This window comes from Prauserella sp. PE36, from assembly GCF_003311655.1.
GTDB lineage: Bacteria > Actinomycetota > Actinomycetes > Mycobacteriales > Pseudonocardiaceae > Prauserella_A > Prauserella_A endophytica.
On sequence record NZ_QEQT01000044.1, the window covers coordinates 22571 to 46740 of the forward strand.

At 71.3% G+C, this 24170-nt stretch carries 28 protein-coding genes; 19 read left to right on the forward strand and 9 right to left on the reverse strand.

Annotated elements, in window-relative coordinates:
• The first annotated feature begins 11 nt into the window (after positions 1–11).
• Genes DI005_RS08065 through DI005_RS08075 form a run of 3 tightly spaced genes read left to right on the forward strand, consistent with a single transcriptional unit; the run spans position 12 to position 2369 of the window.
• A complete protein-coding gene (locus tag DI005_RS08065) occupies positions 12–341 on the forward strand; it encodes a hypothetical protein (RefSeq protein ID WP_113641682.1) in 330 nt (109 codons plus the stop codon).
• Positions 342–351: 10 nt separating this feature from the next.
• Positions 352–1614, forward strand: a complete 1263-nt coding sequence (locus DI005_RS08070; RefSeq protein ID WP_199542635.1) for an amidohydrolase family protein — start codon at positions 352–354, stop codon at positions 1612–1614.
• Entirely contained in the window at positions 1611–2369 is a 759-nt protein-coding gene (locus DI005_RS08075) for an SDR family NAD(P)-dependent oxidoreductase (RefSeq protein WP_113641684.1), read from the forward strand. The genes DI005_RS08070 and DI005_RS08075 overlap by 4 nt, the downstream gene beginning before the upstream one ends.
• Positions 2370–2375: 6 nt before the next feature.
• On the opposite strand, the gene DI005_RS08080 is transcribed toward DI005_RS08075, so the two are convergent.
• Genes DI005_RS08080 through DI005_RS08095 form a run of 4 tightly spaced genes read right to left on the reverse strand, consistent with a single transcriptional unit; the run spans position 2376 to position 5209 of the window.
• On the reverse strand, positions 2376–3158 hold the full coding sequence (locus DI005_RS08080) for an acyl-CoA dehydrogenase family protein (RefSeq protein ID WP_199542636.1): 783 nt from the start codon (positions 3156–3158) through the stop codon (positions 2376–2378).
• A gap of 2 nt (positions 3159–3160) precedes the next feature.
• Complete coding sequence (locus DI005_RS08085; RefSeq protein WP_113641686.1) at positions 3161–4249, reverse strand: acyl-CoA dehydrogenase family protein; 1089 nt, start codon at positions 4247–4249, stop codon at positions 3161–3163.
• Positions 4246–4674: a nuclear transport factor 2 family protein gene (locus tag DI005_RS08090; protein ID WP_113641687.1), complete on the reverse strand. Its 429-nt coding sequence runs from the start codon at positions 4672–4674 to the stop codon at positions 4246–4248. The genes DI005_RS08085 and DI005_RS08090 overlap by 4 nt, the downstream gene beginning before the upstream one ends.
• Before the next feature lie 4 nt (positions 4675–4678).
• Positions 4679–5209: a carboxymuconolactone decarboxylase family protein gene (locus DI005_RS08095; RefSeq protein WP_113641688.1), complete on the reverse strand. Its 531-nt coding sequence runs from the start codon at positions 5207–5209 to the stop codon at positions 4679–4681.
• 218 nt (positions 5210–5427) lie between these two features.
• On the opposite strand from DI005_RS08095, the gene DI005_RS08100 reads away from it, so the two are divergent.
• Genes DI005_RS08100 through DI005_RS08145 form a run of 10 tightly spaced genes read left to right on the forward strand, consistent with a single transcriptional unit; the run spans position 5428 to position 14468 of the window.
• Positions 5428–5745, forward strand: coding sequence for a hypothetical protein (locus DI005_RS08100; RefSeq protein WP_113641689.1), 318 nt, complete (start codon positions 5428–5430; stop codon positions 5743–5745).
• Positions 5746–5756: 11 nt separating this feature from the next.
• Positions 5757–7052 (forward strand): amidohydrolase family protein, encoded by a 1296-nt coding sequence (locus DI005_RS08105; protein ID WP_113641690.1) that lies wholly within the window; start codon positions 5757–5759, stop codon positions 7050–7052.
• A gap of 7 nt (positions 7053–7059) precedes the next feature.
• Positions 7060–8226: an acyl-CoA dehydrogenase family protein gene (locus DI005_RS08110; protein WP_113641691.1), complete on the forward strand. Its 1167-nt coding sequence runs from the start codon at positions 7060–7062 to the stop codon at positions 8224–8226.
• Positions 8226–8993 carry an SDR family NAD(P)-dependent oxidoreductase gene (locus DI005_RS08115; RefSeq protein WP_113641692.1) on the forward strand — a complete coding sequence of 256 codons (768 nt, stop codon included), beginning with the start codon at positions 8226–8228 and terminating at the stop codon, positions 8991–8993. Before DI005_RS08110 ends, DI005_RS08115 begins: the two co-directional genes overlap by 1 nt.
• A complete protein-coding gene (locus tag DI005_RS08120; protein WP_113641693.1) occupies positions 8993–10174 on the forward strand; it encodes a CaiB/BaiF CoA-transferase family protein in 1182 nt (393 codons plus the stop codon). Before DI005_RS08115 ends, DI005_RS08120 begins: the two co-directional genes overlap by 1 nt.
• Positions 10171–10959 carry an enoyl-CoA hydratase/isomerase family protein gene (locus DI005_RS08125; protein ID WP_233520046.1) on the forward strand — a complete coding sequence of 263 codons (789 nt, stop codon included), beginning with the start codon at positions 10171–10173 and terminating at the stop codon, positions 10957–10959. The genes DI005_RS08120 and DI005_RS08125 overlap by 4 nt, the downstream gene beginning before the upstream one ends.
• Positions 10960–10980: 21 nt before the next feature.
• A complete protein-coding gene (locus DI005_RS08130; RefSeq protein ID WP_113641694.1) occupies positions 10981–12114 on the forward strand; it encodes a thiolase family protein in 1134 nt (377 codons plus the stop codon).
• Between the two features lie 9 nt (positions 12115–12123).
• Positions 12124–13272, forward strand: a complete 1149-nt coding sequence (locus tag DI005_RS08135) for an acyl-CoA dehydrogenase family protein (RefSeq protein WP_113641695.1) — start codon at positions 12124–12126, stop codon at positions 13270–13272.
• A 57-nt stretch (positions 13273–13329) separates the two neighbouring features.
• Positions 13330–13971, forward strand: coding sequence for a TetR/AcrR family transcriptional regulator (locus tag DI005_RS08140; protein ID WP_199542637.1), 642 nt, complete (start codon positions 13330–13332; stop codon positions 13969–13971).
• 41 nt (positions 13972–14012) lie between these two features.
• Positions 14013–14468 (forward strand): hypothetical protein, encoded by a 456-nt coding sequence (locus tag DI005_RS08145; protein ID WP_199542638.1) that lies wholly within the window; start codon positions 14013–14015, stop codon positions 14466–14468.
• A 90-nt stretch (positions 14469–14558) separates the two neighbouring features.
• Here the strand turns inward: DI005_RS08145 and DI005_RS08150 are convergent, their stop codons facing one another.
• Genes DI005_RS08150 through DI005_RS08165 form a run of 4 tightly spaced genes read right to left on the reverse strand, consistent with a single transcriptional unit; the run spans position 14559 to position 18629 of the window.
• On the reverse strand, positions 14559–15542 hold the full coding sequence (locus tag DI005_RS08150; protein WP_233520047.1) for an NADPH:quinone oxidoreductase family protein: 984 nt from the start codon (positions 15540–15542) through the stop codon (positions 14559–14561).
• Positions 15539–16315 (reverse strand): enoyl-CoA hydratase-related protein, encoded by a 777-nt coding sequence (locus tag DI005_RS08155; protein ID WP_113641697.1) that lies wholly within the window; start codon positions 16313–16315, stop codon positions 15539–15541. The genes DI005_RS08150 and DI005_RS08155 overlap by 4 nt, the downstream gene beginning before the upstream one ends.
• A complete protein-coding gene (locus DI005_RS08160; protein WP_199542639.1) occupies positions 16312–17331 on the reverse strand; it encodes a phosphotransferase family protein in 1020 nt (339 codons plus the stop codon). Before DI005_RS08160 ends, DI005_RS08155 begins: the two co-directional genes overlap by 4 nt.
• On the reverse strand, positions 17328–18629 hold the full coding sequence (locus DI005_RS08165) for an acyl-CoA dehydrogenase family protein (RefSeq protein ID WP_113641699.1): 1302 nt from the start codon (positions 18627–18629) through the stop codon (positions 17328–17330). Before DI005_RS08165 ends, DI005_RS08160 begins: the two co-directional genes overlap by 4 nt.
• Before the next feature lie 78 nt (positions 18630–18707).
• Between DI005_RS08165 and DI005_RS08170 the strand changes: the two genes are divergently transcribed.
• The 6 genes from DI005_RS08170 to DI005_RS08195 are packed head-to-tail and all read left to right on the forward strand — an operon-like array spanning position 18708 to position 23445.
• Complete coding sequence (locus DI005_RS08170) at positions 18708–19184, forward strand: VOC family protein (protein WP_113641700.1); 477 nt, start codon at positions 18708–18710, stop codon at positions 19182–19184.
• Positions 19181–20011, forward strand: coding sequence for an SDR family oxidoreductase (locus DI005_RS08175; protein ID WP_113641701.1), 831 nt, complete (start codon positions 19181–19183; stop codon positions 20009–20011). Before DI005_RS08170 ends, DI005_RS08175 begins: the two co-directional genes overlap by 4 nt.
• Before the next feature lie 8 nt (positions 20012–20019).
• The gene (locus DI005_RS08180; protein WP_113641702.1) at positions 20020–20511 is read left to right on the forward strand and encodes a cupin domain-containing protein; all 492 of its coding nucleotides are present in this window, start codon (positions 20020–20022) and stop codon (positions 20509–20511) included.
• Positions 20508–22058, forward strand: coding sequence for an acyl-CoA synthetase (locus DI005_RS08185; RefSeq protein WP_113641703.1), 1551 nt, complete (start codon positions 20508–20510; stop codon positions 22056–22058). Before DI005_RS08180 ends, DI005_RS08185 begins: the two co-directional genes overlap by 4 nt.
• Entirely contained in the window at positions 22055–22825 is a 771-nt protein-coding gene (locus DI005_RS08190; protein ID WP_113641704.1) for an SDR family NAD(P)-dependent oxidoreductase, read from the forward strand. The genes DI005_RS08185 and DI005_RS08190 overlap by 4 nt, the downstream gene beginning before the upstream one ends.
• A 5-nt stretch (positions 22826–22830) precedes the next feature.
• Positions 22831–23445 (forward strand): TetR/AcrR family transcriptional regulator, encoded by a 615-nt coding sequence (locus tag DI005_RS08195; protein ID WP_199542641.1) that lies wholly within the window; start codon positions 22831–22833, stop codon positions 23443–23445.
• Here the strand turns inward: DI005_RS08195 and DI005_RS08200 are convergent.
• The gene (locus DI005_RS08200) at positions 23442–24083 is read right to left on the reverse strand and encodes a TetR/AcrR family transcriptional regulator (RefSeq protein ID WP_112267542.1); all 642 of its coding nucleotides are present in this window, start codon (positions 24081–24083) and stop codon (positions 23442–23444) included. The two genes, DI005_RS08195 and DI005_RS08200, sit on opposite strands and share 4 nt — an antisense overlap.
• Positions 24084–24170: the final 87 nt, after the last annotated feature.

Consider the following 24170-nt stretch of genomic DNA (forward strand, 5'->3'; position numbering starts at 1 on the left):
GAGAGACGATCATGGCCAATGTCCTGCCCCCCGAGTTCGCCGACCTGGAGCCGTTCGCGGACTGGGCGATCCCGACCGAGCGGGCGCGCTACGCCAAGCGGATCGCCAGTAGCATGGACGAGCTGCAGGCGTTCTACGACGCTGCCTACCCACGCCTGGAGAGCAGCACCGAGTACCTGCAGCGGGTCTCGATGGACGACATCGGCGAGGAGGAGAAGCACCTCCTGTGGCTGTTCTGCTCGTTGGTGACCGTCGCCTTCCCGGTGGAGGCCTGGCGGCAGGCCCGCGTGCCGGACAGCGGTGCCTCCAGCATCGACGCCGTCGTCGAACCCGCTGTCTGAGGACCGGACAGTGGGCCGAACGCGCGCACCGCAACCACCGATCCACCTGCGTGCCGCCCGGATGCTCGACGTGGACAAGGGCGAGCTCGTCGAACCCGGCGAGCTCCTCGTCCAGGACGGCCGCATCGTCGAGGTCGCGCCCACCACGGTGCCCGAGGGCACCGTGGTGCTCGACCTCGGCGACGTGACACTCCTGCCGGGGCTCATGGACATGGAGGTCAACCTCCTGCTCGGCGGCCCCGACCACCGCAGCCCGCTCAACCCCGTGCAGGACGACCCCGCCGTGCGCACCCTGCGGGCGGTAGCCAACGCGCGCCGGACCCTGCGGGCAGGGTTCACGACCGTGCGCAACCTCGGCCTGTTCGTGCAGACGGGCGGCCTGCTGCTCGACGTCGCGCTGAAGAAGGCCATCGACCTCGGGTGGATCGACGGCCCGAGGGTCGTGCCCGCCGGGCACGCCATCACACCGACGGGCGGGCATCTCGACCCCACGATGTTCCAGGCCTTCGCCCCGCACATCATGCCGCTGACGGTGGAGGAGGGGATCGCCAACGGCGTGGCCGAAGTGCGTAAGGCGGTCCGCTACCAGGTCAAGCACGGCGCGCGGGTGATCAAGGTGTGCGCGTCGAACGGGGTCATGTCGCACACCGGCCCCGCCGGTGCGCAGCAGTACTCCGACGAGGAGCTGCGGGCCATCGTGGACGAAGCGCACCGGGCGGGGCTCAAGGTCGCCGCGCACTGCATGGGCGACGACGCCATCCGGGCCGCGCTCGACGCCGGCATCGACTGCATCGAGCACGGCTCGCTCGCCACCGAGGCGACGCTGAAGCGCATGCTGGAACGGGAGACCTTCCTGGTGGCCACCACCTATCTCACCGAGGGCATGGACACCTCCAACGCGGCGCCCGAACTGCAGGCCAAGGCGGCGGAGGTCTTTCCCCGCTCGCGGGCGACGATCAGCAGGGCCATCGAGCTGGGCGTGCGCATCGCGTGCGGCACCGACGCGCCGGCGATCCCGCACGGGCGCAACGCGAGGGAACTGCTCGCGCTCGTCCAGCGCGGGATGACGCCGCTGCAGGCCATCCGGGCCGCCACCACCGTCGCCGCCGAGCTGATCGACGCCGACGACCGGGGCCGCCTCGAAGCGGGACTGCTCGCCGACATCATCGCGGTGCCCGGCGACCCGCTGGCCGACATCGGCGTCACCGAGCAGGTCCGGTTCGTGATGAAGGGCGGCCAGGTGTACCGCGACGACCGGGAGCGGTCCACATGAGACCGGCAGCGGGCAGGGTCGCCGTCGTCACGGGCGCCGCTTCGGGCATCGGCCTCGCCGTGGCGCGGCGGCTGGCCCGCGACGGCGCGCGCGTGGCCGTGTTCGACCTCGACGGCGCCGCGGCGCGGGCGGCGGCCGAGCGGATCGAGGCCGACGGGGGCGCGGCGCTGCCCGCGGCCGTCGACGTCGCCGACCGCGTGAGCATCGACGAGGGGCTTGGCGTGGTGCGTGAACGCTTCGGGCCGGTATCGATCCTGGTGAATTCCGCGGGCAAGGATGGCTTCAAGAAGTTCCTCAACATCACCGACGAGGCGTGGCAGCGGATCCTCGCCGTCAACCTCACGGGCACGTTTCATTGCTGCCAGGCCGTGGTGCCGGACATGGTGGATACGGGCTGGGGCCGCATCGTCACCATCTCGTCCTCCAGTGCGCAGAGCGGGCAGCCGTTCATGACGCACTACGTGGCCTCCAAGGCCGGTGTCGTGGGTTTCACCAAGGCACTCGCGCTGGAGCTGGGACCGCAGGGCATCACCGTGAACACGATCCCGCCCGGGTTCATCGACACCCCGATGACCCGGCGCAACGAGGCCCGCGGCTTTCTCGGCGGCGGCGTGGACCACCACGCCGCGCGCACTCCGGTGCGCAGGCCCGGCACGCCGGACGACATCGCGGCGGCGTGCGCGTTCCTCGTGAGCGAGGAGGCCGGATACGTCACCGGCCAGGTCTTCGGCGTCAACGGCGGCCGCAACACCTGAGCGCGATCAGAGTTCGACCAGCCGGGGCGCCCTGCCGTTCTCACGCAGCGCCGCCCCGGCCTCGCGGGTCAGTTCCCGCGCGCTGCCGAGCAGGCCGTCGAGCACGAGCGCGCGCCGCATGTGCCGGTGCAGCTCGTGCTCGGCGGTGAAGCCGATGCCCCCGAGCACCTGCTGGCAGTGCCGGGCCGCGGTCAGCGCCGCCTGTCCCGCGGCCGCCTTCGCCAGCAGCGAGCCGAGCTCGTCCCCGGAGGCCGCGAGCGTGGCCTCCGCGCCCTCGATCGCCACGAGCGTCTCGGCGAGCCGGTGCCGCACGGCCTGGAACGACGCGATGGGCTTGCCGAACTGCGTTCGCTCGAGCGCGTGGGTGCGGGCCAGCTCCAGCATGGCCTTGGCGGTGCCCACGAGCCACCAGCCGAGTGCCCTCCGGCCTTCGGCGAGCGGAACGGGCTCGCTCCCTGCGGCGCGATGGAGCGGCAGCTCGGGGTCCAGCGCCGCGCTCGGCTGGTGGGTGCGTTCCCACCGCACCCACCAGCCGCCGGCGTAGGGCAGGGCCACCGTGCCGCCCGCCTCGCCACCGGCCGCCGTGAGCACGACGTCGTTGATGAGCGGTGCGTGCGCGCCGGTTTCGCCGAGCAGGGAGAACACCGTGGAGATCGCCACCTCGCGTGCCTCCGTGAGCAGCTCGGCCCAGCCCAGGCCTGCCAGGACCTCGTCGAGGCCGGTGCCCGAGAGCGACGTCATCGTCTTGCGCAGCGTCTCGGCCAGCAGGTCGAGCTCGGTGGTGTCCACGGTCATTCCCTTCCCAGGCCGAGCAGCCTGCGGGCGATGATGTTGCGCTGGATCTCGGCGGTACCGCCGTAGATCGTCGCCGCGCGCGAGTACAGGAACTCGGACCGCCAGGGCGACTCGTCCAGCTCCAGCACGCCGGGCAGGAGGTCGCGGGCGGTGTCGAAGAGGCGCTGTTCCGCTGTGGCCAGCAGCACCTTGTCGACGGAGGTCTCCGGGCCGAGCTTCGCGCCGTCGGCGAGGCGCCGCTGCGTCGCGTGGGAGCGGCAGCGGATCGTATGCAGCGCGAGAAACGCGGCGCCGAGCGCGCTGTCGTCGGCGGAGGACGTCTCGGCGGTGAGCCGGTCCAGCCGCGTGTAGAGGTGTGCGATCCGGTGCCAGAAACACGTCGACCGCTCGTGCGGCAGCAGGTCCATCGCCACGCGCCAGCCGTCGCCGGGGCGGCCGAGGATCCGGTCGCCGGGCACCACCACGTCGTCGAGAAAGACCTCGCAGAACTCGTCGCGGCCGTGCATGGTCCGCAGTGGACACACCGTGATGCCAGGGGTGTCCATGTCGAGGAAGAACGCCGTGATGCCGTCGTGGCCCGGCGCGGTGCGGGTGAGCAGGATGCAGCGTTCGGCGAACTGCGCGAGGCTGGTCCACACCTTCTGCCCGGTGACCACCCAGTCGTCGCCGCGGGGCACCGCCCTGGTGGCCAGCGAGGCGAGGTCGCTGCCCGCGCCGGGCTCGGAGAAGCCCTGGCACCATTGCTCGGTGCCGTCGAGTAGTTTTGGCACCATCTCGGTGGCGAGCCGCTTGGCGGCGTAGGCGAGCATCGTCGGCGCGAGCACCTCGACCATCGAGTAGATGCCCGGATCAGCGAGCTCCCGGCTGGTGACCTCCTCGCCGAGCACGGCCCGCAGCACGGCGGGGCCGCCGAGCCCGCCGATCTCCTCCGGCCAGCCGTAGCGCATCCAGCCCGCGTCGTACAGGGCGCGGCGGACGCGGGCCAGCTGTGCGACCTCCCCGGCGAACGAGCCGTCGTGGCCGGGGGAGAGGTCGTGCTCGTCGAGCCAGGCCCGCAGGCCGGACCGGAACTCGTCGGTGTTCATGCCTCGCCGCGCTGGTAGGCGTGCGGGCGGCCCGAGTCGTGGGCGCCGCTGCGGCGGATGAACGTCATCGCCCTGGTGCGCAGCCGCCAGCCGTGTTCGGTGCGCGCGTAGGTGTCGGAGTAGTAGCCGATGCGCATGTCGTGGGTAGCGTGGTCGACGAAGCACAGCGGCTGGGTGCCGGTGGCGGTGTCGCCGTCGAGCTCCACCACGGGCGTGCCGGTGAGGAACAGTCCCTTCGGCGCGGCCTCGACCAGCGCGGGGAACTCGGCGAGGGGGTAAGTGTCGCCGAAGGCGCTGTAGGTGCCGTCCGGAGTGAACACCGCGAGCAGCCCGTCGAGGTCGCCCTTGGTGATGGTCACCGCGTACCGGGCGAGCAGTTGCTGGATCTCCACCAGGTCGTCGGTCGGGGAATCGTTGTGCGCCACGGGGCTACCTTTCGTGTTCCGGTTCGATGCCGAAGGTGTTGAAGGCCATCGCCATCAGGCAGTAGCCGCCGATGGTGAACACCAGGTCCATCCGCTGCCGCTCGTCGAGGCGCTCCCCGAGCGCGGACCATGTCTCGTTGGAGAGCGTGGTGTTCTCGTCCAGCTCGTCGACGGCGCCGAGCACGACGCTCTCGAACTCGTCGGTGGACTTCCCGTGTCCCGCGGCCTCGATCTCGGCCTCGGTCAGACCGAGTTCCGCGGCGAACGCCGCGTGGTGAACCCATTCGTAGGCGCAGTCGCGGCGCCGGGCCACGCGCAGGATCGCCAGCTCGCGCAGCCGGGGCGGCAGCGTCGAGCGCGCCATGAGGTGGGTGCTGAAGCCGAGGAACGCTTTGGCCAGATCCGGGTGGCGGACCAGCGTGGAGAGTGCGACGCCCGCGCCATCGGGATCCTGGCGCTTCCTCGGGACCAGGCCGGCCAGCGCGGCACGTGTCCGGTCGTCCCACTCCTCGGCGGGCAGCGGGGGCAGGCGCATCGGGACCCTCCTACCGGTGAGAATCATATTCTCCATTCTTGATGGCAAGATTTCCATGCGTGCAGCGCCGAGTCAACTCCTCCTCGGCCGAGTTCGTCGGCGCCCCGTGCTCTTGTCCGGCGTCTTCGCGCCCGAAGGTTGATTCTCCTATGATGAGAAGATAGTTTTCTCTGATTGAGAGCACCAGGTTCCTGCCGACCGCGCGAAGGGGACGTCGCATGAGCTCATCAGCATCCACGCTGAGTCCCGGTGACCAGCTCGCCAGCACCGTCTGCACCACGAGGGTGGTGGTCGTCCGCGCCCCGGCCGAGGGCCGGCCGGTGATCACGTGCGGGGGCAGCCCGATGGTCCCCGCGTCGTCGGCGCCCGCGGCGAAGGCGCCCGCGGCCGGCGCCATGACACTCATCGGAAAGCGCTACGTGGACGCGAACGAGACGCTCGAGCTGCTGTGCACCGCCTCGGGCGCGGGCGAGCTCGGCTGCGACGGAGTCCCGATGACCACGAAGGTCGCCAAACCACTGCCAGCCTCGGACTGAAAGGAACCGCCATGCACCGGGACGACATGATCCTCATCAGCGTCGACGACCACATCATCGAACCACCCGACATGTTCGTGAACCACCTGCCGGAGAAGTACCAGAAGGACGCTCCGCAGCTGGTGCACCAGGACGACGGCACCGATGTCTGGAAGTTCCGCGACACGGTGATCCCCAATGCGGCGCTCAACGCGGTGGCCGGGCGGCCCAAGGAGGAGTACGGCATGGAGCCGCAGGGCCTGGACGAGATCCGGCCCGGCTGCTACGACGTGCACGAGCGGGTCAAGGACATGAACGCGGGCGGGATGCTCGCGTCGATGAACTTCCCCTCCTTCCCCGGGTTCGCCGCGCGCCTGTTCGCCACCGAGGACCCCGACTTCTCTCTGTCGCTCGTGCGGGCCTACAACGACTGGCACATCGACGAGTGGTGCGGTGCTTACCCCGGCCGGTTCATCCCGATGGCGCTGCCGGTGATCTGGGACGCCGAGGCCTGCGCCGAGGAGGTGCGCAGGGTCGCGAAGAAGGGCTGCCACTCGCTGACGTTCTCCGAGAACCCAGCCGCCCTCGGTTACCCGAGCTTCCACGACGAGTACTGGAACCCGCTGTGGAAGGCGCTGTGTGACACCAACACCGTGCTGTCGGTCCACATCGGATCGTCCGGTCGGCTCACCATCCCCGCGGTGGATTCGCCGCCGGACGTGATGATCACGCTACAACCGATGAACATCGTCTCGGCCGCCGCCGACCTGCTGTGGTCGCGCGTGATCAAGGAGTTCCCCGACATCCGGATCGCCCTGTCCGAGGGCGGCACCGGCTGGATTCCGTACTTCCTGGAGCGCGTGGACCGGACGTTCGAGATGCACGCGACGTGGACGTTGCAGGACTTCGGCGGAAAGCTGCCGAGCGAGGTGTTCCGCGAGCACTTCCTCACCTGCTTCATCAGCGACTCGCTCGGTGTGAAACTGCGGCACGAGATCGGCATCGACAACATCTGCTGGGAGGCCGACTACCCGCACAGCGACTCGATGTGGCCGGGGGCGCCCGAGGAGCTCGGCGAGGTGATGGATCGCTTCGACGTGCCCGACTCCGACATCGACAAGATGACCTACCAGAACGCTATGCGCTGGTACTCCTTCGAACCGTTCGCGCACGTGCCGAAGGAGCAGGCCACCGTCGGGGCGCTGCGCCGCGCGGCGCAGGACCACGACGTCGCGGTGCGGTCGCGCAGCCACCGGGTGGTCGACCCCTCGGAGAAGCTCGAGGGCTACCGCCAGCGGGCACGCAGGGCCGTCGCCGCGGCCCGGTGAGGACGCAGTGGACTTCGCACTGACGGAGGACCAAGAGCTCATCCGCAAGTCGGTCGCAGGGCTGGCCAGGCGGTTCGACGACCGGTACTGGATGGAGAAGGACCAGGCACACGAGTTCCCCGGCGAGTTCTACGACGCGATCGCCAAGGGTGGCTGGCTGGGCATCACGATCCCGGAGGCCTACGGCGGGCACGGGCTCGGCGTCACCGAGGCGAGCCTCGTGCTGGAGGAGGTGTCGCGCTCCGGCGGTGGGATGAACGCCGCGAGCGCGATCCACCTGTCGATCTTCGGCATGCACCCGGTGGTGGTGCACGGCTCCGAGGAGCTCAAGCGGCGCACGCTGCCGAGGGTGGCGACCGGCGACCTCCACGTGTGTTTCGGGGTCACCGAGCCCGGCGCGGGACTCGACACCTCCCGCATCACGACGTTCGCCAGGCGCGAGGGCGACCACTATGTCGTCAACGGCCGCAAGGTGTGGATCTCCAAGGCGATGGAGTCGGAGAAGATCCTGCTGCTGACCCGCACCACGCGCTACGAGGACGTCGAGAAGAAGACCGACGGGATGACCCTGTTCCTCACCGATCTCGACCGGAGCAGGGTCACGGTGCGGCCCATCCGCAAGATGGGCCGCAACGCCGTCACCTCCAACGAGCTGTTCATCGACGACCTGCAGGTGCCGGTCGAGGACCGGGTGGGCGAGGAGGGCCAGGGCTTCACCTACCTGCTCGACGGGCTCAACCCCGAGCGCATGCTCATCGCCGCCGAGGCACTCGGGCTCGGCAGGGTGGCACTGGACAGGGCCGTGCGGTACGCGGGCGAGCGCGTGGTGTTCGACCGGCCGATCGGCGCCAACCAGGGCATCCAGTTCCCGCTGGCCGACTCGCTCGCGCGCCTGGACGCGGCGGAGCTGGTGCTGCGCAAGGCGACCTGGCTCTACGACAACGGCAAGCCGTGCGGTCGCGAGGCCAACACCGCCAAGTACCTGTGCGCCGACGCCGGGTTCACCGCCGCCGACCGGGCGCTGCAGACCCACGGAGGCATGGGCTACGCCGAGGAGTACGACGTCGCCCGCTACTTCCGCGAGGCCAGGGTCATGCGCATCGCACCGGTGAGCCAGGAGATGGTCCTGAACTACCTGGGCTCACACACACTGGGAATGCCGAGGAGCTACTGATGGCCGACAACACCGGGCTGTTCGACCTCGCGGGCCGTTCCGCGCTCGTCACCGGAGCCGCCGGCGGCATCGGCGCCGCGGTCGCGCGGGCGCTCGCCGGCGCGGGCGCCGCCGTGCTGGTGACCGATGTGGACGGTGCCGCTGCCTCCGCCGTCGCCGAGCGGATCCGCGCTGAGGGCGGCAAGGCCGAGGGCGCCGCGCTGGACGTGCGGGACCGGGCCTCGGCGGACGAGGCCGCCGCCGGCGCCGCCGCGCTCTCCGACGGGCGCCTGCACATCCTCGTCAACAACGCGGGCGTCACGGCGCCCGCGATGTTCCCCGACCTCGACGACGACGGCTTCCGGCGCGTGCTCGACATCCACGTCATGGGCACAGTGCACTGTTCGCAGGCGGCGCTGCCGTACCTGCCGGAGGACGGCACCGGGCGGATCATCAACGTCACCTCGTCCGCGGGCATCACGGGCACGCTCGGCCAGGTCAACTACTCCGCGGCCAAGGCGGGCATCATCGGCGTCACCAAGTCGCTCGCCAGGGAACTGGCCCGCAGGAACGTTCTGGTCAACGCGCTCGCGCCGCTCGCGGCAACGCCGATGACGGAGACCATCCGCACCAACGAGAAGTTCGCGGCGACCATGCTGGCCCGCATCCCGCTGCGCCGCTGGGCAGAGCCGGAGGAGGTCGCCGGCGCTTTCGTGTTCCTCGCCTCCGACGCCGCGTCGTTCGTCACCGGGCAGGTGCTGCCCGTCGACGGCGGCATGGTGATGTGATGCCGGGACCGCTGGCCGGCGTCACGGTGGTCAGCCTGGAGCAGGCGGTGTCCGCGCCGATGTGCAGCCGGACGCTCGGCGACCTCGGCGCCCGCGTGATCAAGGTGGAGAACCCCGGCGGCGGTGACTTCGCCCGCCACTACGACGACGTGGTGAACGGCCTCGCGGCCCACTTCGTGTGGGTCAACCGCGGCAAGCAGTCGGTGACGCTCGACCTCAAGTCCGAGGCCGGGCTGGAGCTGCTGCACCGGCTGCTCGACCGGGCCGACGTGCTGGTGTCCAACCTGACGCCCGGCACCACGGCCCGGCTCGGCATCGCCCCGGCCGACGTCGCCGAGCGGCATCCCGAGCTGATCGCGGTGGAGATCGACGGCTACGGTCCCGGGGGACCGCTGTCGCACAAACGCGCCTACGACCTGCTGGTGCAGGCCGAGTCGGGGGCCTGCGCGATCACGGGATCGCCAGGGGCGCCCGCGAAACCGGGCCCGCCGATGGCCGACGTCTGCTCCGGGCTCTACGCCGCGCTGTCGGTGCTGTCGCTGCTCTACGCGCGCCGCTCCGGCACGATCGCGGTGAGCCTGTTCGACACCATGACCGAGCTGATGGGCTACGCGCTCAACCACGCATGGCACTCCGGCGCCGACCAGCAGCCGCGTGGCATGGGCTCGCCCGCGGTCGCCCCGTATGGCGCCTACCCCACGGCCGACGGGCAGACCGTCGTGCTCGGCACCACCAACGACCGCGAGTGGCAGCGCCTCGCGCGGGAGCTGCTCGGGCGGCCCGACCTCGCCGACGACGAGCGGTTCCGCACCAACTCCGGCCGTGTGCGGCACAGCGAGCTGCTCGACCGCGAGCTCGGCGCGTGGTGCGCCCGGCACGACCTCGCCGCCGTGCAGAAGCGCGCGGACGAGGCCGGCATCGGCAACTCGCGCTTCAACCGCCCGAGTGAGGTCGTGGCCCACCCGCATCTGGCCGCGCGCGAGCGCTGGCGCGAGATCGACACCCCCGCGGGCCGGATTCCCGCGCTGCTGCCTCCTCCGGTGATCGCGGGTTTCGAGCCGCCGATGGGCTCGATCCCCGCGCTCGGCGAGCACACCGACGCCGTGCTGGCCGAACTCGGCCTCGGTGAGCCGGAGATCGCGCTGCTGCGCGAGCAGGGCGCGATCGGAGCCCGGTCGTGACCCGGGTGCTGCTGACCCACGACCGCGGGGGCGTGCGGACCCTGACGCTGAACCGCCCGCACCGCAAGAACGCGCTCGACGCCGAGCTGTGGGACGCGCTGCGTGCCGCGCTCGCGGCGGTGACCGCTGACGGCGGCGTGCGAGCGCTCGTGCTCACCGGTGCCGGAGGCGCCTTCTGCTCGGGTGCCGATCTCGCCGCGGCGCGGGCCGACGCGCACCCCGTGGAGAAGCTGCGCGTGCCCACCGAGGTGACGCTGCTGCTGCACGAGCTGCGGGTGCCGACGATCGCGAAGGTCGCCGGGGTGGCGGTCGGCGCGGGCTGGAACCTGGCACTCGCCTGCGATCTGGTGGTGGCCACGCCCGAGGCGCGGTTCTCGCAGATCTTCGCGCGGCGAGGGCTGTCGCTCGACTGCGGTGGCTCGTGGCTGCTGCCGAAGCTCGCCGGGCTCCAGCAAGCGAAACGGCTCGCGCTGCTCGCCGAGCTGGTCGATGCCGAGCAGGCCCTCGCGCTCGGCCTGGTGACGTGGGTGGTGCCCGGCGAGGAGATCGACGGGTTCACCGACGAGCTGGCCGATAGGCTCGCGGCCGGCCCGCCGATCGCGCTCGCCCAGACCAAGGCGCTGCTCAACGAGGGCGCCGACCGGACGTTGCGCGAGGCGCTCGCCAGCGAGGCGCGTGCCCAGCCGATCAACTTCGCCACGGCCGACGTGCCGGAGGCGTACGCCGCGTTCGCCGAGAAACGCGAGCCGGTGTTCACCGGCCGCTGGGCGGCGGGCCGGTCATGACCGTGAGGTGGAGGTAGTGCCGTGCGTGAAGTGGTCATCGTCGAGGCGGTCCGTACCCCGGTGGGCAGGAGGAAGGGCGGGCTGGCCACGTGGCACCCCGCCGACCTCTCGGCCGTGGTGCTGACCGCGCTCGCCGAGCGGGCGGGGATCGACCCCGGCGTGGTGGACGACGTCGTGTGGGGCTGCGTCTCCCAGGTGGGCGACCAGTCGAGCAACATCGGCCGCTACTCGGTGCTGGCGGCGGGCTGGCCGGAGGAGATCCCGGGCACCACCGTCAACCGCGCGTGCGGGTCGAGCCAGCAGGCGCTCGACTTCGCCGCGCAGGCCGTGCTGTCGGGCCAGCAGGACGTGGTGGTGGCGGGCGGCGTCGAGGTGATGAGCCGGGTGCCGCTCGGGGCGGCGCGGGCCAGCGGCATGCCCTACGGGCCGAACGTGCTGGAACGCTACGACGGCTTCTCCTTCAACCAGGGCATCTCGGCGGAGAAGATCGCGCGGAAATGGGGCTTCTCCCGCACCCGCCTCGACGAGTTCGCCGCCCTGTCGCACGAACGCGCCGCCGCGGCTCAGGACAGTGGTGCGCTGTCCGCCCGGATCGTGCGGATGGACACGCTGACCGCCGACGAGGGTGTCCGGCGAGGGACCACTGTGGACACTCTCGCCGGGCTGAAGCCGGCGTTCACCGCCGACGGCGTGATCCACGCGGGCAACTCGTCGCAGATCTCCGACGGGGCCGCCGCACTCCTGGTCACGACGCGGGAGAAGGCACGCGAGCTGGGCCTGACGCCGCTCGTGCGCTACCGCGCGGGCGTGGTGACGGGTGCGGATCCGGTGCTGATGCTCACGGGCCCGATCCCGGCGACGGACAAGGTGCTGCGCAAGGCCGGGGTCGCGCTCGCCGACGTCGGCGTGTTCGAGGTCAACGAGGCGTTCGCACCGGTGCCGCTGGCATGGCTCGCCGAGACCGGTGCCGATCCGGACCTGCTCAACCCGCTCGGTGGTGCCATCGCGCTCGGGCACCCGCTCGGCGCGTCGGGCGCGGTGCTCATGACGCGCATGATCCAGCACATGCGGGACAACGGGATCCGCTACGGCCTGCAGACCATGTGCGAGGGCGGTGGCACGGCCAACGCCACGCTCGTCGAGCTCACCGACTGAGGAGCAGCAGTGCGCAGAGACGTCTTCACCGCCGACCACGAGGACTTCCGCGAGACCGTGCGGACGTTCGTGGCGAAGGAGGTGGTGCCGCACTACGAGGAGTGGGAGCGGGCGGGCCGGATGCCGAGGGAGGTGTTCGCGAAGCTCGGCGCGCTGGGCGTGCTGGGCATCGCGATCCCCGAGCAGTACGGGGGAGCGGGCATCGCCGACTACCGCTACAACGTCGTGCTGCAGGAGGAGGCCTCCCGCGCGCTGGTGACGCTCGGCACCGTGCGCACCCAGCTCGACGTGATCCTGCCGTACTTCCTCGCCTACGCCGACGCGGGCCAGCGCGACCGCTGGTTCCCGGGCCTCGCGGCGGGCACACTGCTGACCGCCATCGCGATGACCGAGCCGGGCACGGGCTCAGACCTCGCCGGCATCCGCACCACGGCGGTGCGCGAGGGCGATCACTACGTCCTCAACGGGGCCAAGACGTTCATCACTGGCGGCCTGCTGGCCGACCTGGTGATCGTGGTCGCCCGGACGTCGAGCGACCCCGGGGACCGGCGGGCGGGACTCACGCTGCTCGTGGTCGAGGACGGCATGCCGGGGTTCAGCAGGGGCAGGGTGCTCAACAAGATCGGGCTCAAGGTCCAGGACACCGTGGAGCTGTCGTTCGACGACGTCCGCGTCCCGGTGGCCAACCGGCTCGGCGAGGAGGGTGAGGCGTTCCGGTACCTGGGGCACAACCTGCCGCAGGAGCGGATGACGGTGGCGGTCGGCTCGGTCGCGCAGGCGCGGGCCGCGGTGGCCACGACGACCGAGTACGTCAAGGAGCGCAAGGCGTTCGGCACTCCGGTGGCGTCGTTCCAGAACACGAAGTTCGAGCTCGCGGGCATGGTCGCGGAGGTCGAGGCCGCGCAGGCGATGCTCGACCGCGCCGTGCTCGCGCTGGTGGACGGAGAGCTCTCCGGAGCCGATGCCGCGAAGGTGAAGCTGTTCTGCACCGAGACGCAGGGCCGGATCGTCGACCGCTGCCTGCAGCTCTTCGGCGGCTACGGCTACATGGCCGAGTACCCCATCGCGCGGCTGTACACCGACGCCCGCGTGGCCCGCATCTACGCCGGGACCAGCGAGGTCATGAAGGTGATCATCGCGAAGTCGCTGTGCCTCTGACGATCCCATCCGGTTTCCGTTGAGACCCTTGTCACAGGACGCACACCAACCTAATGTATGTTCAGTAGGTCGGTTGAACAAGGGAGTTCGGTGTCCGATCAACGTCCGTATGCCACGCTCCTCGCCAAAGGCGAGGACCGGCGGCAACGCATCCTGACCATCGCCCAGCGCCTGCTGGTGCGACAGGGCTGGCGTAACACGACACTCGGCCAGATCGCCCGTGAAGCCGGGATCAGCCCGGCAGGCCTGCTGCACCATTTCGAGTCCAAAGAGCAGTTGCTGCACGCAGTGCTCGAAGCACGCGATGCCTACGACGACGCTCACCGGGACACCTCGGGCGACATCATCGACCAGATCGACGGGGTCGCCGCGCGCTTCGACAAGGTTCCCGACCTGGTCGGTATGTTCGTCGTTCTCCTGATCGAGAACCTCGACCCCGAGGCTCCGCTGCACGATCGCCTGCTCGTCAGGTATCGCGCCGCGGTCGACACCGTCGCCGAGGGAATCCGACGAGGGCAACGCGCCGGCCGGTATCGCACGGATGTGGATCCGGCCGTCAAGGCCGTTGAAATCGTCGCCTTTCTTTACGGGATGGAGACATCATGGCTGCTCGATCCGTCGATCTCGCTGACCGAGGTGTTCAAGGAGTACACCAGGTCGCTGGCACGTCAGCTCACCGTGCACGCAGACGTCCCCTGAGGCCGAGGCTGGTCGTCGTCGCCCCGACCACCGCGGACGTCGTGCGGGCGGCGGGAGGCTGGCTGTTCGACCGCGTGATGGCGGGCTGGGACGTCCTGGTGCTGGTCGCCGATCCGCTGAACTCCCGTCCACTGCGGATCCTCGGCGCGAAAGGTGTAGATCTCGAAGCGGCGCTCACGTCGCGCGTCAGCGGGCCGCGGCCGCACGCGATCGCCGTAGACGCGGGACTGTACGAATCGGACGATCGCGTGCAACGGCTGGTGGTGCGCTCGATCGACCACGGGCTGACGGACGTGCGGCTGTGGGGCGAGGACTGGACCGACGGGCTCGACGAGGACAGCGGTTCGGTGAGCCACCGGCTGAGCGTCGCGGCGAGGGCGTTCAAGGCGCACGCGCTGGCCGCGGCCGCGGCGCCCGCCGACTCGGTGGAGGTGACCGAGGTGTTCTGCAGCGGCGACCTGCTGCCCGCCGCCCCCGACCTGGTACCCGTGGGCTAGCGACCGCCCGCCGTGCAGTGAAGGCCACCTTCCCTGCGTTGAACGCAGGGAAGGTGGCCTTCACTGCGGGTGGCTGTCAGCGGGCGGGCGTCAGCGTGAGAGGTCGACGAGGATCTTCCCGATGGCTTGGCCGTCGGCCACCCGCCGCAGCGCCGAGGCCACCTCGCCCAGCGGGTACGTCGCGCCGATGTGGGGGAGCGCGGGGCACGAGGTGAGCAGTGCGGTGAGCTCCTCTTCGTTGCGGCGGAACTCCTCCGGCGCGGCCGCGACGAGGTCGGCGAACTGGAAGCCGAGTATCCGCACCCCTTTGATGAGCACGAGGTTGAGCGGGATCTTCGGGATGACGCCGGAGGCATAGCCGACGGTGACGAACCGGCCGCCGCGCCGCAGGGACCGCAGCGCGGGCTCGGACAGCGCTCCTCCCACCGGATCGAGCACCACGTCCGCTCCATCGGGAAGGGCCTCGCGCAGCGCTTCCCGCAGGGCGGTCTCGCGGTGGTTCACGCGCAGGCGCGCGCCGTGCGACGCCGCGGCGGCGAGCTTGTCCGCCGACGACGCCACCGCGGTCACCGAGGCGCCCAACAGCACGCCCAGCTGAACGGCGGCGAGCCCGACCCCGCCGCCCGCACCGAGCACCACCAGTTCGTCGCCCGGCCGCAGCCCGGCCACCGACCGCAGCGCGTGATAGGCCGTGCGGTGGGCGACGCCGAACGCGGCCGCCCGGTGGTCGCCGACCCCGGCCGGGACACGCCGCAGCGAGTCCGCCCCGACCACGACCTCCTCCGCGAAGGCGCCGACCAGGCCCGTGCCCGTCACACGGTCGCCCACCTCGAGCCCTGACCTGCCGGCGACCTCGGTGACCACGCCGGCGAACTCGCTGCCCGGCACGAACGGCGGCGGCACGCTGATCTGGTACTCGCCGGCGATGAGCAGCACGTCCGGGAAGTTCACGGCCGCGGCGGCGACGCGCACGCGCACGGCGCCGTCGGTCAGCTCCGGGGCAGGAACCTCCTCCACGCGCACGACCTCGGGCGGTCCGTAGGAGCGGCAGAGCGCGGCGCGCACCCGCCTCACCGGCCCTTCCAGACCGGCTGCCGCTTCTCCACGAAGGCGCGCGCGCCCTCCCCGGCGTCCTCGCTGGCGAAGACCGTGGTCTGCCAGTGCCGCGTGCGCTCCGCCGCACGGGCGGGATCGGTGACGGACAGCCGCACGAGTTCCTTGACCGCCGCGAGCGCGAGCGGTCCGTTCGCGGCGATCCGCTCCGCCATGGTCACCGCCGACTCCAGCACGTCCTCCTGGGCGACGACGGCGTTGACCAGCCCGAGCTCGTAGGCCCTCCGCGCGTCGACCGGGTCACCCGTCAGCGCCAGTTCCAGCGCGGCGGATAGCGGGATCCGGGTGCTGATCGTGGTGCCGCCGCCCGCGGGGAAGAGCCCGCGCTTCACCTCCGGCAGCCCGAACTTCGCCTCGGCCGACGCGATGATGACGTCGCAGCCGAGCAGCAGCTCCAGCCCGCCGCCGATCGCGGTGCCGTTGGCCGCGCCGATCACCGGCGTGGTGAGGGCGCCTCCGGCGAGCCTGGCGAACCCGGCCGTCTCCTCGGGGGAGCCGGTGCCGATCCGCTCGCCGTCGGCGAAGGCTCGCAGGTCCATCCCGGCGCAGAACGCGCGGTCGCCAGTGCCGGTGAGCACGAGCGCGCGCACCTCCGGGTCGGCTTCGGCCTCGTTCGCGGCGGTGCCGATGGCGCGGAACAGGCTCGCGTTGAGCGCGTTGCGGGCCTCGGGCCGATTGAGGCGGGCGATCAGCACCGGTCCCCGGCGCGTCAGCACCAGCTCGTCGGCGGTCATGACCGGTACTCGCTGGTCTCGGCGAGCTCGGCGGCCGAGCGCATCAGGTCGAGCACGACCGGGCCGAACGCCTGGAGTTTCTCGTCGTCGCCCGCGCGCTGGTAGCCCTGTTCGAGCACCACGGCCAGCTTCCACTTCGCGAGGACGACGTAGTAGTCGATGTCGTCGACCTGACGGCCCGACACCTCGGCGTAGTGCGCGAGCAGCTGATCCCGCGACGGCATGCCGCGCAGGTCCACGTAGCTCGCCTCGGCCGCCTCGGGGGCGTTCGTGTCCTCGGGCCAGCTTTGGAGCATCCAGCCCAGGTCGAGCTTGGGGTCGCCGACGGTGCCCATCTCCCAGTCGACGATCGCCGCGAGCCGGGCGGGTGCGCCGTCGGCGTACATGACGTTGGCGAACTGGTAGTCGCCGTGCATGAGACCGGGCACGTAATCGAGCGGCCGGTGCGCCCGCAGCCACGCCGCCGCCTCGTCGAACCCGGGCAGCTCGCGGCCCTTGATCCGCTCCAGGAACGCGGTCCAGCGGTCGACCTGCCGCTCGTGGAAGCCGTCGGGGCGGCCGAGGTCGTGCAGCCCCTTCTCCCGCCAGTCCACTCTCGACAGCAGCGCGATGCCCTCCGCCAGCTGGTAGGCGAGCCCGGCGCGCGCGCCGAGGTCGGTGTCGAAGGGCTCCGGCCACGTTCTGCGGCCCATCGGTGACCAGCCCTCGACGAAGCCCATGAGGTAGAAGGGCCTGCCGAGCACCGCGGTGTCGCGGCAGGCCGCGATCGCCGCGGTGTGCGGCACGTCGGTGCCGGCGAGCGCCTCGATGATGCGCCACTCCCGCAGGATGCCGTCGTCCCGGTTGGCCGGCGCGGGGGGCGGCGGGATGCGCAGCACGCAGCGCTCGTCCCCGCGACGGATCTCGTAGATCTCGTTCTGGGTTCCGCCGGAGAGGAAGCGGTGTTCGATGGGCGCGCCCTTGCCAGGCAGTCCCTCACCGTCCATCCACTCGGCGAGCCGGTCGAGGTCGATCACAGGTTCCCCACTTCGTGTTCGAGGTACTGGGCGAACTTGGCCCGCGCCGCGGCCCGCTTGCGCGGCAGCCATTCGGTCGGCCAGAGGTCGTCGGACGGTTCGTGGTCCCGCAGCACCTGCTTGGCCACGGTGACCTTGTGGACCTCGGTCGGCCCATCAGCGAGGCCCATCACGGCCGCGCCGTGGATCATCGAGAAGAACGGCATCTCGTTGGTGACACCGAGCGCTCCGTGCACCTGCATCGCACGCCAGGCGATGTCGTGGAGCACGGTGGGCATCACGACCTTGGCCGTCGCGATGTCCTTGCGGACCTTGCGGTAGTCGTTGTACTTGTCGATCTCCCACGCCGTGTAAAGCACGAACAACCGGAACTGCGTGAGCTGGGCGTAGGAGTCGGCGATGTAGCCCTGGACGAACTGCTTGTCGGCGAGCCTGCTGCCAGCGGTCTCGCGAGAGAGCGCGCGCTCGCACATCATGTCGAGCGCCTTCTGGGCGAATCCGATGGTCCGCATCGCGTGGTGGATGCGCCCGCCGCCGAGGCGGGTCTGCGCCACGGCGAACGCCTGGCCCTCCCCGCCGAGCAGCGCGTCGGCGGGTACGCGCACGTTCTCGTAGTGGATGAGCGAGTGGAACCCCTCGTCGTCCTGCTCTCCGTACAGGCCGACGTTGCGCACGAGGTGCACGCCCGGCGTGTCGGCGGGCACGAGGAACATAGACATCCCCTGGTACGGGCTGACGTCGGGGTCGGTCACCGCCATCACGATCAGGAACGACGCCGTTTTCGCGTTGGAGGAGAAGAACTTCCAGCCGTTGATCACCCAGTCGTCACCGTCGCGTACCGCGCGGGTGGTGAACCGGGTGGGATCGGCGCCCGCCTGCGGTTCGGTCATCGAGTACGAGGAGAACAGCTCGCCGTCGAGCAGCGGGCGAAGGTAGCGCTCCTTCTGCTCGGGAGTGCCGTAGTGGGCGATGATCTCGGCGTTGCCGGTGTCGGGTGCCTGGCACCCGAAGACGATCGGCGCCCATTGTGAGCGGCCGAGGATCTCGTTGAGCAGGGCCAGCTTCAGCTGCCCGTAGCCCTGGCCGCCGAGTTCGGGCCCGAGGTGGGTCGCCCACAGCTGCTGCCTGCGGACCTCCTCCTTCAGCGGGTCGATGATCTTGCGCTTGGTCTCGTCCAGCGGCACGAACTGCTCGTGCGGGAACGCCAGGTCCAGCGGCTCAACCTCCTCGCGGACGAACGTGTCCGCCCAGTCGAGCTTGCGCTGGAACTCGGGTTCGGTCTCGAAGTCCCACGCCATTGCGCCTCCTAGTCGGAAGTGAGAATATCTTTCTCGTGAATGAGAACGCAATTCTTGCAGCTGGGCAAGTAGTGTGTCATGCGGGTTGAGGACCAGTTCCACCTCGGCATCGTCGCCGACGACATCGAGGCGACCATGGCGACGCTGTCGGCGGTGTTCGGCTACGAGTGGGGCGAGCAGGTCGGTGGTCCCACGGCGGTCACCCTGCCCGCCGGGAACGCCGTTCTCGATCTGCGGTGCGCCTTCTCGGTGACCGTGCCGAGGCTGGAGCTGGTGCGCAGCATCCCGGGCACCCTGTGGGAGCCGGTGGCCGGCGGTGGCATCCACCACGTCGGTTTCTGGTCCGATGACGTGGCCGCCGACTCCGCCGAGCTCGCCGCCCACGGCTACGTCACCGAGGCGAGCAGGACGGGTGTCGACGGTGCGGCGTACTTCAGCTTTCAGCGCAGCACCAAGGGGTTCCGGATCGAGCTCGTCAGCAGGGCGGCGGAGCCGGGACTGAGGCGATGCTGGGCCGCGCCCGGCACCGGAGACCGACAGGAGGCAGACCGATGACGACCGTGGGCATCGCGACCGGCGCGGGCCGGGGGATGGGGCTGGCGTGCGCGTGCCGGCTCACGACGATGGTGGACGTGCTGCTGCTCGTCGACCGCGACGAGGACGCCGCCACCGCTGCGGCGGGCAAGCTCGCGGCCGAGGGCTCCGCCCGCGTCGAACCGGTCGCGCTCGACGTCACCGACCGCGACGGGCTCGCCGGGCTCGCCGGCCGCGTCGCCGGCACCGGCACGCTGCGGGCGGTGGCACACGCCGCGGGCATCTCCCCGACGATGGCCGACTGGCGCCGGATCCTCACCGTGGACCTGGTGGGCACGGCCCTGCTGACCGAGGCGCTGCGCCCGCTCGCCACCGAGGGCACCGCACTGGTGTGCTTCGCCTCGATGGCGCCGCTGCTCGGCCCGGCCGAGGAGCACCCCGCCGTGCTCGCGGCGCTCGACGACCCGCTCGCCGAAGGGTTTCCCGAGCGGCTGCACGATGCGCTCGGCGCGCCGCTCGAGGACACCGGAACCGCCTACGCGTGGGCCAAACGCGGCGTGCACCGGCTGGTGCGCAGGGAAGCCGTGCTGCTCGGCCCCGTGGGCGCCCGGATCTGCTCGGTGTCGCCCGGCATCATCGACACGCCACAGGGGCGGCAGGAGGAGCAGAGCCACCCGAGCATGACGGCGCTCGTGCGGCAGACGCCGCTGGGCCGCAAGGGCAGGCCGGAGGACGTCGCGGCGGTCGTCGCGGCGGTCGTCGCGTTCGCGCTGTCCGACGAGGCCGCGTTCCTCACCGGCACCGATCTCCTCGTCGACGGCGGCGTGTGCGCCGCCCTGCACCGGTGAGCGGCCGCATGGCGACACGACGAGTGGTCACCGGCCTCGGACACGACGGCACGGCCCGTGTGGTGAGCGACGGGCCCGCCCCGCACGTGCTCACCGACGAGCGCGCACCCGGCTACGAGACCGTTCAGCTGTGGGCGACCGACGACGTTCCGGCCGTGCCCTGCGACGGCACCGACCCGACCGGGCCGGGCCAGGCGTTCTTCCCGCGGCCCCGCGGATCGCGGTTCTTCGTCAGCGTCTTCCCGGCCGGCATGGGCACCGCGCCACCGGACGGCTCCGCCTCACCCGAGCGGATTCACTCGCACGTCACCCGCACCGTCGACTACGGGATCGTGCTGCACGGCGAGCTGACGCTCGTGCTCGACTCCGGGGACGAGGTCACGTTGCGGGCCGGCGACACGGTGGTGCAGAACGGGACGATGCACGGCTGGCGCAACTCCTCCGGCGCGCCCGCGACGATCGCGTTCGTGGTCCTCGGCGCCGAGGAGGCCGCGCCGTGACCGGCACCCTGCTCACCCCGAGCCGGTACGCGCACGAGACCCCGGACGCGCCCGCGATCGTGCTCGGCGGCACCGGCGAGGTGGTGACGTTCGCGCAGCTGCACGACCGTTCCGTGCGCTTCGCCGCCGCATTGCGCGCCCGGGGTCTTCGCCCCGGCGACCACCTCGCCGTCCTCATGGAGAACAACCGCGCGTACCTGGAGATCGCGTGGGCCGCGCAGCGCAGCGGCTTGTACTACACGGCGATCAACAACCATCTGCGGCCGGCCGAGGTGCAGTACGTGCTCGACGACTGCGGTGCGAGCGCGCTCGTGGCGAGCGAGGCGATGGCCGAGGTGGTCGCCGGCCTCGACCTCACCCGCCTTCGCGTGCGCGTCGCGGCGGCGGGCGAGTTGCCCGGGTTCGAGCGTTATGGCGACGTGCTCGCCGCCGAGAACGCGCGCGAGCTTCCCGGTGAGTGCGAGGGCCGCGAGATGCTCTACTCGTCGGGCACGACGGGCAGGCCGAAGGGCGTGCGCAAACCGTTGCCGCGCACGCCGTTGGGCGATCCGTCGGCCGCGCCCGCGCAGATCGCACGGGGCCTGCTGGTGCAGGAGGCGGGCCCGGGCTCGGTGTACCTGTCGCCCGCGCCGCTGTACCACGGGGCGCCGCTGGTGTTCTCGATGTCGATGCACCGGCTTGGCGCCACGGTGGTGGTGATGGAGCGGTTCGACGCGCGCCGCTGCCTCGAGCTCATCGAACGCCACCGCGTGACGCACGCGCAGTTCGTGCCGACGATGTTCGTGCGCCTGCTGCGGCTGCCCGCCCGCGAGCGTGAGCGTCACGACCTGTCGAGTCTGCGCTACGTGGTGCACGCCGCCGCGCCGTGCCCGGTGGCGGTGAAGCGGGCGATGCTCGACTGGTGGGGGCCGATCATCCACGAGTACTACTCGGGCACCGAGGACGTCGGCACCACGGCCATCACCCCGCGGGAATGGCTGGCGCATCCCGGTTCGGTCGGGCGCCCGATGCAGGAGTGCCACATCGTCGGCGACGACGGCACCGAGCAGCCCGCGGGCAGTCCCGGCGTCGTGTACTTCGCGGGCGGGCGGCCGTTCGAGTACCACAACGACCCGGCCACGACCGCCTCGGTCACCAACGACAAGGGCTGGCGGACCCTCGGCGACATCGGCTACCTCGACGACGACGGGTACCTCTACCTCACCGACCGGCAGGCACACATGATCATTTCCGGGGGCGTGAACGTCTACCCGCAGGAGGCCGAGAACGTCCTCATCGGACACCCCGCGGTCGCGGACGTGGCCGTGATCGGCGTGCCGGACGCGGAGATGGGGGAGGCGGTCAAGGCTGTGGTCCAGCTCGCCGGCGGGGCCACGGGCGGGCCGGATCTGGAGGCGGAGCTGCTCGCGTACTGCCGTGCCGAGCTGGCGACGTACAAGTGCCCGAGAACGGTGGACTTCGTGGCCGAGCTACCCCGCGATCCCAACGGCAAGCTCTACAAACGGCTCCTGCGCGAACGCTACGGAGCGGACGGAGTGGCCCGATGAGCAGCAGGGAGACTCGCACGCCGGCCGAGCTGTTCGACCTCTCCGGCAAGGTCGCGCTCGTCACCGGCGGCAGCAGGGGACTGGGCAGGGCGATCGTGCTCGGCTACGCGGCGGCGGGGGCCGATGTGGTGATCGCCAGCCGGAAACAGGAGGCGTGCGAGTCCGTGGCGCGCGAGGTGGAGGCGCTCGGGCGCACGGCGTTGCCGGTCGCGTGCCACGTCGGGCGCTGGGCCGAGCTCGACACGCTGGTGGAACGAGCGTACGACCGGTTCGGCAGGGTCGACGTCCTGGTCAACAACGCGGGGCTGTCGCCGACGGCACCGTCGTCGGCCGCCACGAGCGAGGAGCTGTTCGACAAGGTCGTCGCCGTGAACGTCAAGGGTCCCTTCCGGCTCTCGGCGATCGTCGCCGAGCGGATGGCGGCGGGCGAGGGCGGGTCGGTGATCGGCATCTCCAGTACTGGAGCCCTGCGGCCGTCGCCGAGGTTCGCGCCCTATGCCGGCTCGAAGGCGGCGCTCAACGCGATCAGCGTCGCGCTCGCGCAGGAGTTCGCCCCGAAGGTCAGGTTCAACGTCATCTCGCCGGGCGGCTTTTACACCGACATCTCGAAGAAGTGGGCGACGCCCGGCGAGGACGTGCCGAACGTGCTGCTGCGGCGGTTCGGCCACCCCGAGGAGATCGTCACGGCGGCGCTCTACTACGCGAGTGACGCCTCCTGCTACACAACCGGCTCGCTGCTGCGGGTCGACGGACTGGGCCCGGTGTGAGTCCCGTGGGCAGCGATGTCGCGAGCCGGATCGCCCAGCGCTCGCTCGCGAAACGCAGGGCCGACTACGCGGGGGAGGTCCGCAGGCTGCTCGACGCGGCGCTGGAGCTGATGCGGGCGGGCGGAACGGCCTCGCGGCCGAGGGTCGCCGACATCGTGGCGGCGGCCGGGTTGTCCAACGAGGCGTTCTACCGGCACTTCCCCTCGAAGGATGCCCTCGTCGCCGCGATCCTGGAGGACGGGAGCGAGCGGCTGCGCGACTACGTCGCGCACCAGATGGGCAAGGAGCCCACACCGGAGGGGAAGGTCCGGAGCTGGGTGGCGGGCGTGCTGTCGCAGGCGGCCGGGGACGTCGCGGCGACCACGCGGGCGGTGCTGTGGAACGCGGGTGGTGTGACCGGGCCTGCCCCGTCGGGTCCGCCGTCGGTCACCGGGCTGCTCGCAGTGCTGCTGCGGGAGCCGTTCGCCGCGCTCGGCAGCCCCGATCCGGCCTTCGATGCCGCGCTCGCCGCACACGCCACGGTCGGGACGCTGGCCGACCACCTCTGGGGCCGGTCCGTGCCCGCGCCGTCCGATGTGGACCGGATCACCGCGTGCTGTCTCCGGATCGTGAAGGCCTAGGTACGCAGGCTGCGGAGGAAGAGGCGCACCGCACTGGTGACGTGTCGTCGCCGGTCGGCCTCGGCGCGCACGATGCCGAAGGAGGCGAGGCGCGCCGGGGTGCCGGAGACGAGCCCGAGGAAGTGCTCGGCGAGCACCTCCGGGTCGTCGGCCAGCGCGATGTCGCCGGTCTCCGCGTGCCGGTTCAGCAGCTCCACCACGAGCTGCCTGCGTGGCCAGAACCCGGCGGAGTACGCGTTCCGGGCAATGTCGGGGAACCGGGTCGCGTGGGCGATCGCGACCTGCCCGAGACGGACCATCGCCGGATCGAGCGCGCGCCGCAGCGCGGTCTCGGCGATGGCGGTCAGCGCGCCCTCCAGGTCGTCGAGATCCGGCGGCGGTGGCTCCGCGACGGGCCAGTCCGCGCGCTGCATCGCCCACGCCATCACCGAACGGAAGACGGCTTCCTTGCCGGGGAAGCGGGCGTAGAGCGACGCCTTGGTGGTGCCGGCCGCGGCCGCGATGGCGTCCATCGAGGTGTCCTCGTAACCGTGTTCCAGGAACAGCTCGAGGGCGCGCTCCCGCACCGTCTCGTCGAGCAGCCTCGCCTGCTCGCGCGTCGGCCTCCCGCCCCTGCGGGATCGAGTCGGTGGCGTCATCTGCCGCAGTCTGCCAGAACGAAAGCCCTGGACATAACTAGACTCGCAAGTATAGTTAATGGCGATCCCTCACCCCAGCCGGAGGCG